This window comes from Xenorhabdus vietnamensis (assembly GCF_002127535.1).
GTDB lineage: Bacteria > Pseudomonadota > Gammaproteobacteria > Enterobacterales > Enterobacteriaceae > Xenorhabdus > Xenorhabdus vietnamensis.
Genome location: NZ_MUBJ01000001.1, coordinates 254,360 through 268,110, shown reverse-complemented (window position 1 = coordinate 268,110; position 13,751 = coordinate 254,360). Strand labels below are relative to the sequence as shown.

The following is a 13,751-nucleotide window of genomic DNA, read 5'->3' as shown; positions in this document are numbered from 1 at the left end:
ATTAACGGCGAGGCTGAAGTATCAATAATGCAAAAAACAGAATAATCAGTGGCCGGGAAATTCAACGATCGTGTAACAATCAACACCTTGTTTTTTCAAGCGTTCAGCGCCGCCTAAATCTGGCAATCCAATGATAAATGCAGCTTCGGAAACCTGACCACCCAAGCGACGAATCAAGCGTACCGTAGCATCAATGGTGCCACCCGTTGCAAGCAGATCATCAATAACCAGAACTTTATCTTCTTCGTTAATGCTGCTTTTATGAATTTCCAGAGTATCTGTACCATATTCCAGATCGTAAGTTTCACTCAGCGTCTCACGCGGTAATTTACCTTTTTTGCGAACAGGAACGAAACCAACCCCCAGACACAGTGCAACAGGAGCTCCGAATAAAAAACCACGTGCTTCAGTACCAACAATTTTCGTGATGCCCTTATCCTGATAATGAGCCGCCAATAGATCTATTGTAGCTTGGTAGGCTGCCGGATTATCAAGCAATGTGGTAATGTCACGAAAAAGTATTCCCGCCTTTGGATAATCAGGGATTGTTTCGATACTATCTTTAATTAATTGCAGTTTTTGTGCGTTAGCGGTCATAATTGATGCCAGCCAGATTATAAAAAGAAAACGGTAAAATCTATTCAAACTACCGAAAAAAAGCAACTGCAAGACAAGTTGCTGCTTATATTTTATTGACTTAAGTCAAGCTTCAGACTTACCACAATAGGCGTTATTACAACCGAATATGCTAAGCCAATTAAAATGGGCTTTAACGAATAGATTATTAATGATAACGAGATGCTGATGGGCATACAAAATTTATTAAGTGCACTTGAAAAACAAATCAGTATTCTGGAAAAAGATCTCGCTTTACTGTCTGATATCCCTTTCTCCACTGCCCGTTTTGATCAAGCACTATTCCACCATAACAGCAATAAACTAAGTGGATATATGCAAGAAATCAGACAAAATATGGAGCAATTGAAAATCTGTGTAAGCGATTATCGTATTGAGCAAGTTAAATTCCTTGCCGAGCGCTTGGTAATACAAATTGAGGCACTTAAACGCGAAATATCCACTCAAGCGCTGAGAAAACAAGAAGATAAATTTGAGCACCGTTCACAAGAACGGGATCTTTACCAACGTCTGGCAGAACATCAGGATTATGAACGTCGATTAATAGCAATGATCGATGACCGGGAATTACAGTTAAGCAGACAAATTGCACTTACCAACCAGCATAAACTACAAAGGGAAATTGCAGCTTTAGCAGGCAGGCTCGCTCGCTGTCGTCAGGCATTAATGCGGATCGAGAAATCGATAGAAAAGCAAGAAAACTCAGATTAATCACAAAAGGAATAACCAACTATGACTCTGGAACAAGAGCCACCAGAAGTGCAACTCGCCGTAGACCTTATTTATCTGCTTGAATGTAACGAAATTTCCCCTGCTATCGCATTGGCAGCATTAGATATAGTCAAACATGATCTTCAAAGAAAATTGGAAAAACAAGATCAGCAATCTGGGGAATAAGCAGGGTCAACGCTGACTCCCCAGATTACGTGTCTAAACAAAAAACAGCGGAGAAAATGGGTTAAGGCAAAAATGGTTTGTCATCAGAAGAAAATTTTCCATCAGAGCGGTTGTTACCACCATTTAAGGGATTCTGTACTTCTTGTAAACTATCACCCTGACCATTGTGCAAATAAACTTCCAGCTGGTTAAATGCTATGTTGATGTCATTTTCCCGACATAATTTATCAATACTGCGGTTAACTTCATCTATAGTACGGCTACGATCACCCAATTCTCGGACATAAAGCCTCAATTCATGATCCAGTGTACTGGCACCAAAACTCATAAAGTAGACTTGTGGCCCTGGCTCACTCATCACACGGGAATTATCACTTGCCGCCTTTAATAAGACTTCTTTGACTTTATCCAGATCCGAGCCATATGCGACACCAACCTTAATGATAATCCGCGTAATAGTATCAGAAAGTGTCCAGTTAATTAGACGCTCTGTCACAAATGCACGGTTGGGGATAATCACTTCTTTACGGTCAAAGTCTGTAATCGTTGTCGCACGAATGCGTATTTTACTGACTGAACCAGAATAAGTTCCTATCGTTACTGTATCTCCAATACGAACAGGACGTTCAAACAAAATGATCAAACCCGAAACAAAGTTGGCAAAAATTTCCTGTAAACCAAAACCTAAACCGACCGAAAGTGCCGCTGCCAACCACTGTAATTTATTCCACGAAACGCCCAATGTCCCCAACGCAGTAATTCCTCCAACTCCTATGATCAAGTAAGTCAGTGTTGTTTTAATGGCATACGAAGAACCTTGTTGTAACTGCAAACGGGATAGCACTAATACTTCCAGTAGCCCCGGCAGGTTTCTCATCATGACCCATGAAATGACCAACATTGCCATAGAAAGTACCAAATCTTTCAAAGTCACGTGATTCAGAACATTGCCCAGTTCTGTTGTCGTGCTGTATTGCCACAGATTGATTCCGTCAAGGTAGGAAAATACTGTCACCAGATCAGACCAAATCCAATAAAATGCACCTAAAAAGATTAAAAACAGCACCATGGCAGTTAAACGCAATGATTGCTGATTGATGCGATCCAAGTCCATTGGCGGTTCTTCCACTACTTCACCTTCAGTGCCTTCTTTCATCAGGGATTGACGCCGGGCAATAGCACGTCGATAGGCAATACGACGCGCCGCAATTCCTAATCCTCGTAAACATGCCTGATAACTGATATGCCAGAGAAACAGCAAATACAAGCTATAGAGCCAGCGCTCTGCCAGACGCAAAGTTGTATAAAAATAACCAGATACCATCAAAACCATCAGAACCAATGGTGCAAAAGTCAATGCCGTTACGACGATGGTACGGATCATGTGCGAGCTTTTTTCACGCCATACATAGCGACAGAATGGGAAAACAAACAGAAAGATAAAAAATAGACAGATCAATACAGTACATTGACCAATCACATCATCAGACAATCGCAAAGGATGTTTAGCACCTAATGTTACCCAGAACAAAATAGGTAACAATACAATCGACAATCGGGCAAGGTTTTTGCGGAATAAGGTACAAACCGCACTGTCCAGTGAAAAATGCTGTTCCCCAATTCCCCCTTTCGAAAGAATTTGGTGACTACAACTATACATAACCCAAAAAAACGCCAATTGACAAGAGAATCCCCAAATCAAATCGCCAAAACCATCACCTGATTTCGAATACCAATAGCCTATCGCCAATACAATAAAAGCAAGTGGTAATGTCTTCATTAATGTCAGTATCAATGCCAATGGAGTGTGCAGTTGACTGTCACGACGGAACTGCCCCACTTCACTTGCAATTTTTTTCAACTGCTCGTTAATGCCTTTGGTCTGCCAACGCAAAAACAAGCCTACCAAAAAAAGAGGAATGACAAAATGGATGGAGTTTTTCAGCCCCATAATCAGACCATTAAGAGTCAACTGAATATCCAAGTGACTCAACTCTCCTTGAATAAGCTCAGGTAAAGCTTTTAACCACGCCCCATTTATTGGTTTGTTACTGTTAACCCAAAAGATTTGCTGGACAAGAGTTTGCTCCAGCGATTCAGAGACATCCAGTAACTGCCGCTGATCCATTTGCAAGTTGATGGCATGAGTAATCTGGTTTCCTAACTGATTATTAAGTTGCTCCAAAAGATCACAACGAACTTCCAGAATCTGGTTGATAGCCTTATGGATTTCATCCGCCATTTCCCCAGATTCATTTCTTATGTTGTTATGCTCATTATTCAATAGCTTATTGACATAGTCATTCCCTTGACAAATCTGATCCCGCTCTTGGTTAATTTCGAATTGTTCTAGGCGCAAATCTGCTATTTTCGTTGGTAAATCTTTCGTCAGAACATTTTGTGGTATTTTTAATTGCTTCTGAAACAGGATGCGTGATAACAATAAACTGCCGCGTAAAACCTGAACTTGCTCTTTGAGATTACGTTCAGATTGAATTGTTTGCTCCAGAACCTTTTGAATATGGATGCTTTTCTGTGCCAGAAAGTTATTATCGCGCGTTGCGTCAATTAACCTTTCACTCAATTCACGATTATTTTCAATTTCTTCCTGAACTAATGAGTTATCCTGAATATATAAATTTTTGCCATCCTTAGTTTCTGCTTCTTTCGCGGTTTTTTCAGAAAGGAGCAATCGCTTTCCACTCATCACATTTTGAATAAACTGAACATAACGCTCTAATTGCTCAATTTGAAGAATCGTATAATCCCGCTGTCGCTGTAGCAGTGATTGTAACTGAGTATTTGCTTGTAGAGATTCTCTTTGATACTCATTTTGCTGCGTCAAAAAAAACCGCTCCACCAAAAACAACTCTATTTGAGTACGATTCGATTCTGACTGATCGGTTAACGTACTATTCAGTTGATTGCGAATCTGCTGCAATCTCTGTACGTTACGGAATAGCACATTTTGCACGCGCTCAGGCTGTGTTTGCAGCCTAATCAACTGACTATTGTAGCTGGCAAGATTTTCCTGTGCCCGCTGCAAGTTATTCCATGTGTTATTCAACTTCGATTCGAGCTGTTTCAGAGATAATGCTTCCAATGACTGTTTATACTCATTCTGCAAGTCATTATTTTTCAGTTTCTCCAATTCAATCATAATCTGATGCGATTTTTGCGGCACATTTTGTACATTCTTTTTAAGTAGATCGGAATCCAGCTTCAGTTGATCTATTTTGTCAAAAAAAGAAAGCGTTTTTTCCAAATTAGCTATTGATACCTTTTCTTCAACTGTATGTTCCTTACGCTCTATCAGGATTTTAAGCTGATTTTGAATATTATTACGGGTTGGCATATCGCTACTGAAGGCAGCATTTGCAAAAAAGAAGAAAGGCGACAGGAGAAAAAATAAACTTGTTATCAAAACAACACGGAAAAAAATAAAGTGAAAGAATAGCATTGAGGAGAATCTGGTACACAAATTCCCCTTATTGAGTAAAACACCCAAGTATCGGTTAACTGAAACCATGAACTCATCTACTCATTATTTGCAGATAATGGAATGATAGCGCTGAATATCAGGAGATACAGTTTGAACTTCCTGATAAATCAATGTTACTGAAATACTGCTTTTAAAATGATAACACCTTAGATGCAGATAATGTCCACTGCGCTAATTCACTCAACGTGCCGATTTCCACACCATCAACCAACGCCAGTTCACTAATCCCCCGAGCGTCAGTACAAGTTTTACACAATTTAACGTCGACATCTTGTGCCGTCAAAATTTCTAACATCTGTTTTAAATTATAACCTTCTTTAGGAATTTGCCCGGCTAAACCAGCAACCACAGCATCAGACATTAAGAACAATTTCAGTTCGCTGCGAGGCTCCTGCTCTTTAAGAGCAATGGATAATCTCAACGCATTAAAAAGAGATTCATTACCATACGCCGCTCCATTAGCAATAATTAGAATGGATTCCATGATATTTGCCTCTGTATTCAAGACTCATTTTCTTTGTTGTTCCGCAAATGGCGGCTGTATTTCAGTGCATCTATGACGCCATCCACCAAATGAGCAGACTGTTCTTGAATATTAAAACTGTCTGGTGAGAATGACCAGTTTTCAAGTAATCCAGTCATCAATGCTCTCAACATAACGGCAGAACGCTCAAGGTCAAGGTTATAAGGCAATTCTCCTGATTGAATGCAGTCAGCCAATATTTTTTCAACCTTCTTGTAATTAGAAATACATATCTCCCTAATCTCCTCCACTAATGAAGACATTTCCCCAATGAATTCACATTTATGGAAAAAAATTTCTATCAATTGGCGGGATTGAGGATCATCAATCATCATCCGTAACATAGAAATCAATAAAGATCTCAACGCAATAAGTGGATTATCCGGATATTTTGATTGATACTCTTTCTCTAGCTCGTCTATTTTATGCTCTGGCATTCTGCAAACAACAGAAAGTAGATCTGTTTTATTTTTAAAATGCCAGTAAATTGCTCCGCGTGTTACACCTGCGGAAGTTGCAATATCAGACAGTGAGGTAGCAGAAACACCGCGCTCAGAAAAAGCCTTTATTGCAGCTTCTATGATTTGCTGACGAGTTTGGTTTGCTTGCTGTTTAGTTTTTCGTGCCATTTTCGTGCCATAAACTTTGTTTTTGACTGAGGCTGATTTACATACATTCATGTATGTTTGTACTATAGCACCCTTAATCAATGAAGTAATGATTTCACTTGTTAGATTAGCAAATCAACATTGAAAAATTGAGGTTTACTTATGCGAAAGAACAGGGGAGTTTTGCCTCTGGCTACATTACTGGTAATTTCAGGCAATTTCATTCTTTCAGGATGTAATGACAATAAAAATACACAGCAAGGGGCTGTTGGCCAGCATGCTCCTGAAGTTGGTATCGTAACGCTGAAGGCAGAACCTCTAACGGTTATCACAGAATTACCGGGCCGTACATCGGCTTATCGTGTTGCTGAGGTTCGTCCCCAAGTCGGCGGTATCATACTGAAACGTAACTATAAAGAAGGAAATGATGTTGTTGCTGGGGAATCATTATACCAAATAGATTCAGCAACTTACCAAACAGAATATAGTAAAGCCAAAGCAAATCTGTCTAGATCACAAGCCAACGAGAACGTTTCCCGCTTAACCGTTGAACGTTATCAATCCTTGCTGGGCACACAATATGTCAGTAAGCAGGAATTTGATAAAGCAAATTCAGATTATGCCCAAGCAAAAGCAGATGTTGAATCCTCTAAAGCAGCGCTGGAAAGTGCCAGAATCAATTTGGCATACACCAAGGTGACATCGCCTATTTCTGGGCGTGCGGGTAAGTCTACCGTCACAGAAGGGGCACTGGTTTCTGCAGGTCAGCCAACAGCCCTAACAATTGTTCAGCAATTAGATCCCATCTATGTTGACATCACCCAATCCAGTGATGACTACCTGCGATTCAAAAATGAAATTGCAAAAGGAACCGTTCAAAAAGAAAGCAAAAAAAACAAAATTCGCCTAATCACTGACACTGGGCAAGAATACAGTCAAGAAGGTTACCTTGAGTTTTCTGATGTGACGGTTGATGAAACCACTGGCTCTATTACTATGCGAGCCATATTCCCAAACCCGAATGAAGAATTACTCCCTGGTATGTTTGTCCGCACCAAATTGGAAGAAGGTGTACGCAAAAATGCAATTTTGGTTCCTCAGCAAGCCATTGCCAGAACACCTCGTGGTCAGGCAACTGCTCTGATTGTGGATAAAGACAACAAAGTAGAATTGCGTAATATCAATGCTACTCAAGCAATCGGTAACAAATGGCTGGTAACAGATGGCCTGAAAGCTGGGGATAGAGTAATCGTCACAGGATTACAGAAAATAGCACCGGGAATAACGGTTAAGCCAGCGGAAACAGATCTGAATGCTAAGCCTACGGCTAATCAAGATGAGTCTGCAAAAAAGCCTCAATAAGGAGTCGGTGATTCATGCCTAAGTTTTTTATCGAACGGCCAATTTTTGCATGGGTAATAGCGATCATCACCATGCTATCTGGCCTGTTGGCAATCATGAAATTACCCGTGGAGCAATACCCCGCAATTGCTCCACCCGCCATTTCTATTTCAGCAGTTTACCCTGGAGCTGACGCTACAACAGTACAAAATACTGTAACACAGGTTATTGAACAGAATATGAATGGAATCGATAATCTAGTGTATATGTCTTCCAGTAGCGATTCAGCGGGAAGTATGAATATCACGCTGACCTTTGAAGCGAACACGGATCCAGATATCGCGCAAGTTCAGGTTCAAAATAAACTGCAATTGGCGATGCCACTGTTGCCTCAAGAAGTTCAACAACAAGGTGTTAGTGTTGATAAAACAACCAGTTCATTTTTGATGGTAGCTGGTTTCATCTCTCAAGACGGTTCCATGACTCAAGATGACATCGCCGACTATGTCGGAGCCAATGTCAAAGACAACTTGAGTCGTGTTACTGGTGTAGGTGAAACAACACTCTTCGGTACACAGTATGCCATGCGTATCTGGCTCAACCCTGACAAATTGCTCAACTATAAAATATCTACTCAGGATATTATCAGTGCAATCAGAGCACAAAACAATCAGGTTGCAGCCGGGCAATTAGGAGGAACACCACCTGTTCCAGGGCAGCGTTTAAATGCTTCAATCATCGCACAGACCCGTTTAAGTTCAACAGAAGAATTCGGCAAAATTTTGCTGCGCATGAATTCTGATGGTTCACAAGTTCTCTTGCATGATCTTGCTACCATTGAATTGGGTGCTGAAAATTACAATATCATTGGTCGCTTTAACGGCAAACCCGCAGCAGGGGTTGGTATCAAACTAGCAACTGGTGCCAATGCATTAAATACCTCTAAAGCAGTCAAAGAAACGCTGACTGAAATGGAGCCGTTCTTCCCACGAGGGTTAACTGTTGTTTATCCATATGACACTACGCCATTCGTCAAAATTTCTATTTTCGAAGTGGTGAAAACATTAGCAGAAGCCATCCTGTTGGTGTTTATTGTCATGTATCTGTTCCTGCAAAACTTCCGGGCCACCTTAATCCCAACTATTGCGGTTCCGGTTGTACTGCTTGGTACATTTGCCATCCTTGCTGGATTTGGCTACTCCATCAATACATTAACCATGTTTGCCATGGTACTTGCCATAGGCCTGCTTGTGGATGATGCAATTGTTGTGGTGGAAAACGTCGAACGAGTCATGCAGGAAGAGGGGCTATCACCAAAAGAAGCCACCAAAAAATCAATGGGGCAGATCCAAGGAGCTCTGGTCGGTATTGCACTGGTACTTTCCGCTGTATTTATACCAATGGCATTCTTCGGAGGTGCAACAGGAGCGATTTACCGCCAGTTCTCAATCACTATCGTTTCAGCAATGATACTGTCTGTTCTGGTCGCTTTAATCCTGACTCCTGCACTATGTGCGACCATGCTCAAACCTGTTGCTAAAGGCAGTCATGGAACTCATACAGGATTCTTTGGCTGGTTTAACCGCCTGTTTGAAAAGAGCACTCACCATTATACTGATAGTATCGGTCGAATGTTACGTGGTACAGGGCGCTACCTGGTGATCTATGTTATTTTGATCGCTGGCATGGGTTGGATATTTAAGAACTTACCCTCCTCCTTCCTGCCAGAAGAAGATCAGGGCGTTTTATTAGCAATGGTTCAATTACCACCTGGCTCAACTCAGGAACAAACACAGAAGGTTTTGAATCGAATCAATGATTACTTCTATGCCGAAGAAAAAGATGTTGTTAAATCTGTGTTTACCGTTAATGGCTTCGGTTTTGGTGGTCAGGGACAAAATACTGGTCTGGCATTTATCAGCTTAAAAGATTGGGAGCAACGTAAGGATCCGAAAGACAAGGTTCCAGCCATTGTTGGCCGAGCAAATGCGAGTTTTTCTCAAATCAAGGAAGGTATCGTCTTTGCGTTTAATATTCCTTCAATTGTAGAGTTGGGTTCTGCCAGCGGTTTTGATTTTCAATTGATTGATAAAGGAAATCTGGGACATGAAGCTCTGACGGAAGCTCGCAATCAATTGCTTGGTATGGTTGTACAACATCCAAATATGCTGACGAGCGTCCGCCCCAACGGGCAAAATGATACACAGCAATATCGCATTCACATTGATAAGGAAAAAGCAGAAGCACTAAGTGTGTCTATGTCCAATATCAATTCAACTTTGAGTACGATGTTTGGTGGTGCTTACATCAATGACTTTATCGACCGAGGCCGTGTCAAAAAAGTCTATGTTCAAGGGGATGCCCATTCCCGTATGTTGCCAAGTGATATCAGCAAATTATATGTCCGTAACTACCGTGGCCAAATGGTACCGTTTTCTGCGTTCATAGATGTATCAAAAGAGCCTTGGGTTTATGGTTCACCGCGCTTGGAACGTTATAATGGTCTCCCTTCTATGGAAATTGTAGGCGAAGCAGGGCAGGGACAAAGTACTGGTGACGCAATGGCTCTTATGGAGCAATTAGCATCACAATTACCTCCTGGAATTGGCTATGACTGGACTGGAATGTCTTATCAAGAACGTCTGTCCGGTAATCAGGCTCCAGCTCTATATGCTCTGTCATTGATTGTTGTATTCCTTTGTCTGGCAGCACTATATGAAAGCTGGTCTGTTCCGTTCTCAGTCATGCTAGTCGTCCCTCTGGGGGTTATCGGCGCATTGCTGGCAACATCAATGCGTGGGCTGGATAATGACGTTTACTTTAAGGTTGGTTTATTGACTACCATCGGGTTGTCAGCGAAAAATGCCATCCTTATCGTAGAATTCGCCAAGGATCTGATAGAGAAGGAAGGAAAGGGATTAATAGAAGCAACACTTGAGGCTGCCAGAATGCGTTTGCGTCCAATCCTGATGACTTCTCTCGCCTTTATGCTTGGGGTTATGCCTCTGGTATTAAGCAATGGTGCAGGTTCAGGTGCACAAAATGCCGTAGGAACAGGAGTATTGGGTGGTATGATTGCAGCTACATCGTTAGCAATTTATTTTGTCCCTGTATTTTTCGTTGTCATTAAACGGCGGTTCACGAAGAAAAATGAGGAGATTGAACACATCTCAACTTCTCATTAAATTTAACTACAAAAGGCCACATAAGTGGCCTTTTAAATGGGTAATAAATCCTTCAAGGAACAAATTACAATACCTGCGTTAAATTTCACCCATAGTCTAATTAAAATAAATAGTTACGAAAAACAGGTTACGTTTAAAAAATTAACATCTTTCTATTTTTTATAATAAACAGAAGATAAATTGGCAGCTTTCCTTGTTTTTCTCTTGATCACACCTTTAATGGTAAAAAGTGTTCCATCTCGATGGTGACATATGTAATAATGACACTATATTGATTTTGAAAGTCGCAATACAATCGCCTATAATGACTTCTGTGCTATTGCTGCTACATCTTCTACTGTATTAGTATAATTCAATATATTTAACAAAATATGTAGATATGATTATCCTACGTAGTAGAATGCCAGCATTTGCCAGAACTAAGCGTTTTGTCATAACCAAGCGTAAATTAGCCGTTTAAAAAATGCCAGTTGGCAGATACGTAAAATAGGGCTTTAATATTAATAAATAATAATCATGTTTTGATAGCCTCTATTCTAAAAGAATGACTATAATAATTAGCATGTATAAGCTCATTATAAGCCTTAGTTCAAATAAGCCGTGTGTTATTTACGGAGGTGATTATGGATGAATATTCACCAAGAAGACATGATATTGTTGAACTAAAATACTTATGTGAAAATTTAATTCATGAGGCGTTTTCAGTCCTGAATCGCACTGATAATCATTGGATTCACGATCTGACCTCCGAGAAAAGCTTAAAACTAAACGAATTGATTGAACACATTGCAGCTTTTGTCTGGAATTTTAAAATTAAATACTCAGAAAACTACACGCTAAGTACCTTAATTGATGACTATCTAGATAAAACATATAATTTGTTTGGAAGCGATAAGATAAGTTTTATTGAACTTACAAAATGGCAAAGAACAAACGAACAGTTAACTAAGATTCTGTTACATGATTTGAATGCTTCTCTAAGCAAAACCTGATAAATATATTTCTAACTATTTTTTATTCCCAATAAGATAAGGTAACTATGACTAAAACTGACTATCTGATGCGTTTGAGAAAATGCACTTCTATTGAAACACTGGAACGTGTAATTGAAAAAAATAAATACGAGCTTTCGGATGATGAACTTGAGCTGTTCTACTCCGCAGCTGACCACCGTTTAGCTGAACTTACTATGAATAAACTATACGATAAAATCCCATCATCTGTTTGGAAGTTTGTCCGCTAAGGTTTAGTGTTCAGATAGAAAGTGACAAAGCCGGTAACGATTATCGGCTGACAGTATAAAAGATGATGAGCTTAAAATTGGTGAGGGCTCTGTCAGCGACATCCCGGCACACACATCCCTTGCTATGGCTGCTTCTTTCCAGACCTGACCAAGTTAACAAGTTAGCGTTGCGGGAGAACCAACAGAGCCCCCATTGACGTTAGCTTCAAATTTCGAAGCGGTGGTTATTATCTTTCAAACATAATGAAATAGCAAGGCAACGTCATTTGAATGCTGATTTATTACCCATAACGTTGTGAAAGTAATCAAAAACAGCCATCAAAGGTTTAATTATGGCACTAAAAATTTCTCTTCCTATGTCCTTGGCTGATCTTTAATTACTCTATTATTTAATGATTTTACTTAATAAAATACATTTAGTATTTTATTAAACTTCAAATGACTTACAACTTTTTCAAGCTAATAACTCATAGTTGACAAAAAATAAAATATAACATACAGATAGTAAATAGATACAACAATAAGTAAATATATTTAATAACACTAATGAATTGTTGTTTTATCACCTGAAAACCGCATAATTTCGCAACAACTACTTAAACCATATACCAATCATCTCACTCTCCCATTGCAAAGATAAAATAACCATATAAATCAATAAATAAACAAAAAATACATTCGCATTATTTAGTAAATATCAATAAAATTAACAGTGATAATTAACATATAAAATAAAAACACAAAGATAATATCATTTACAATTTAACCCATTTATTTTCTAATAACGAAAAACTTATTATCCAAACATTTCGTTTATACTTTATTAAACGCTTTTAAAAGCTAAAGGCATGTTATGAGCCAGGCATTAAAAAACTTAATTAAATTGATACATCTAGAAAAAATAGAAGAAGGAATTTACCGAGGACAAAGTGAAGACTTAGGATTTCCTCAGGTGTTCGGTGGACAAGTAATAGGTCAAGCTCTATACGCAGTAAAACAAACTGTCGCAAATGATAGAATGATTCACTCCTTCCATAGCTATTTTTTACGTCCAGGTGATAGCCACAAGCCCATTGTGTATGATGTTGAAATGTTACGTGATGGAAAAAGTTTCAGTGCCCGCCGAGTCAGCGCAATACAAAATGGTCATCCTATTTTCTATATGACAGCTTCCTTTCAAGGACATGAAGAAAGTTTTGAACATCAAAATACCATGCCTTTGGTCCCTCCTCCCGAAGAGTTAGAATCCCAAGAAGAAACTGTAAACAAAATGGCTGGTTCACTTTCTACTCAATTAAAAAAAACTTTTTCCTCAGCACCTTTGGAAATGAAACTCGTTCCTCTTCAAAAGCTACCCAATCATTCATCCCAAGTCCCCGTGCGTTATGTTTGGTTCCGTAGCAATGGGAAAATGCCAGAAGATCCATTCATTCATCATTGTTTACTGGGCTATGCATCAGATTTTAATTTTCTGCCCACGGCATTACAGCCCCATGGTATAAAATTTATGGAGAAAAATATGCAAATAGCCACAATTGACCACTCAATGTGGTATCACCGTCCTTGCAATATGGATGACTGGTTACTCTATTCAATCGAAAGCCCATCAGCATCAGGAGCCCGTGGCTTTGTTCGTGGGCATATCTATAACCGTTCAGGTGTACTTATTGCTTCTGCTGTTCAAGAGGGAGTGATCCGAAGGCTACAATGAATTAAATCAATACCGTATGCCGTAATAACAGAAATCAATACTATTCTCTCACTGCTATTCCATTACTGATTTTTTTTACTGGTGTTTTTATTACTAACCTTTTCT

The 13,751-nt window shown here is 39.6% G+C and carries 11 protein-coding genes and 1 other RNA gene; 7 read left to right on the top strand and 5 right to left on the bottom strand.

The window, feature by feature from the left end:
• Positions 1-45: 45 nt before the first annotated feature.
• Positions 46-597, bottom strand: a complete 552-nt coding sequence (gene apt, locus Xvie_RS01160; RefSeq protein WP_086107575.1) for an adenine phosphoribosyltransferase — start codon at positions 595-597, stop codon at positions 46-48.
• Positions 598-804: 207 nt separating this feature from the next.
• On the opposite strand from apt, the gene priC reads away from it, so the two are divergent.
• Both priC and rsmS read left to right on the top strand, forming a co-directional pair.
• Entirely contained in the window at positions 805-1,347 is a 543-nt protein-coding gene (priC, locus tag Xvie_RS01155; RefSeq protein WP_086107731.1) for a primosomal replication protein PriC, read from the top strand.
• A gap of 21 nt (positions 1,348-1,368) precedes the next feature.
• Entirely contained in the window at positions 1,369-1,533 is a 165-nt protein-coding gene (gene rsmS / locus Xvie_RS01150; RefSeq protein ID WP_086107574.1) for a pleiotropic regulatory protein RsmS, read from the top strand.
• Between the two features lie 61 nt (positions 1,534-1,594).
• Here rsmS and mscK read toward each other — a convergent pair whose 3' ends face one another.
• The 3 genes from mscK to acrR all read right to left on the bottom strand — a co-directional run bounded on the left by mscK (position 1,595) and on the right by acrR (position 6,187).
• Positions 1,595-4,993 carry a mechanosensitive channel MscK gene (gene mscK, locus Xvie_RS01145; protein WP_244175399.1) on the bottom strand — a complete coding sequence of 1,133 codons (3,399 nt, stop codon included), beginning with the start codon at positions 4,991-4,993 and terminating at the stop codon, positions 1,595-1,597.
• Positions 4,994-5,165: 172 nt separating this feature from the next.
• Positions 5,166-5,519, bottom strand: coding sequence for a DsrE/DsrF/TusD sulfur relay family protein (locus Xvie_RS01140; protein ID WP_086107572.1), 354 nt, complete (start codon positions 5,517-5,519; stop codon positions 5,166-5,168).
• 17 nt (positions 5,520-5,536) lie between these two features.
• Complete coding sequence (gene acrR, locus Xvie_RS01135; protein WP_139838784.1) at positions 5,537-6,187, bottom strand: multidrug efflux transporter transcriptional repressor AcrR; 651 nt, start codon at positions 6,185-6,187, stop codon at positions 5,537-5,539.
• 141 nt (positions 6,188-6,328) lie between these two features.
• Between acrR and Xvie_RS01130 the strand changes: the two genes are divergently transcribed.
• The 4 genes from Xvie_RS01130 (at position 6,329) to Xvie_RS01115 (ending at position 11,935) form a co-directional block, all read left to right on the top strand.
• Positions 6,329-7,528 carry an efflux RND transporter periplasmic adaptor subunit gene (locus Xvie_RS01130; RefSeq protein WP_086107570.1) on the top strand — a complete coding sequence of 400 codons (1,200 nt, stop codon included), beginning with the start codon at positions 6,329-6,331 and terminating at the stop codon, positions 7,526-7,528.
• A gap of 14 nt (positions 7,529-7,542) precedes the next feature.
• Positions 7,543-10,692 carry an efflux RND transporter permease subunit gene (locus Xvie_RS01125; protein WP_086107569.1) on the top strand — a complete coding sequence of 1,050 codons (3,150 nt, stop codon included), beginning with the start codon at positions 7,543-7,545 and terminating at the stop codon, positions 10,690-10,692.
• Positions 10,693-11,315: 623 nt separating this feature from the next.
• A complete protein-coding gene (gene tomB, locus Xvie_RS01120; protein WP_086107568.1) occupies positions 11,316-11,684 on the top strand; it encodes an Hha toxicity modulator TomB in 369 nt (122 codons plus the stop codon).
• 47 nt (positions 11,685-11,731) lie between these two features.
• Positions 11,732-11,935 (top strand): HHA domain-containing protein, encoded by a 204-nt coding sequence (locus tag Xvie_RS01115; RefSeq protein WP_010845060.1) that lies wholly within the window; start codon positions 11,732-11,734, stop codon positions 11,933-11,935.
• Positions 11,936-12,022: 87 nt separating this feature from the next.
• Here Xvie_RS01115 and ffs read toward each other — a convergent pair.
• An RNA gene (ffs, locus tag Xvie_RS01110) (signal recognition particle sRNA small type) lies at positions 12,023-12,119 on the bottom strand.
• 669 nt (positions 12,120-12,788) lie between these two features.
• On the opposite strand from ffs, the gene tesB reads away from it, so the two are divergent.
• Positions 12,789-13,646 (top strand): acyl-CoA thioesterase II, encoded by an 858-nt coding sequence (gene tesB / locus Xvie_RS01105; RefSeq protein WP_086107567.1) that lies wholly within the window; start codon positions 12,789-12,791, stop codon positions 13,644-13,646.
• The last annotated feature ends 105 nt before the right edge of the window (positions 13,647-13,751 follow it).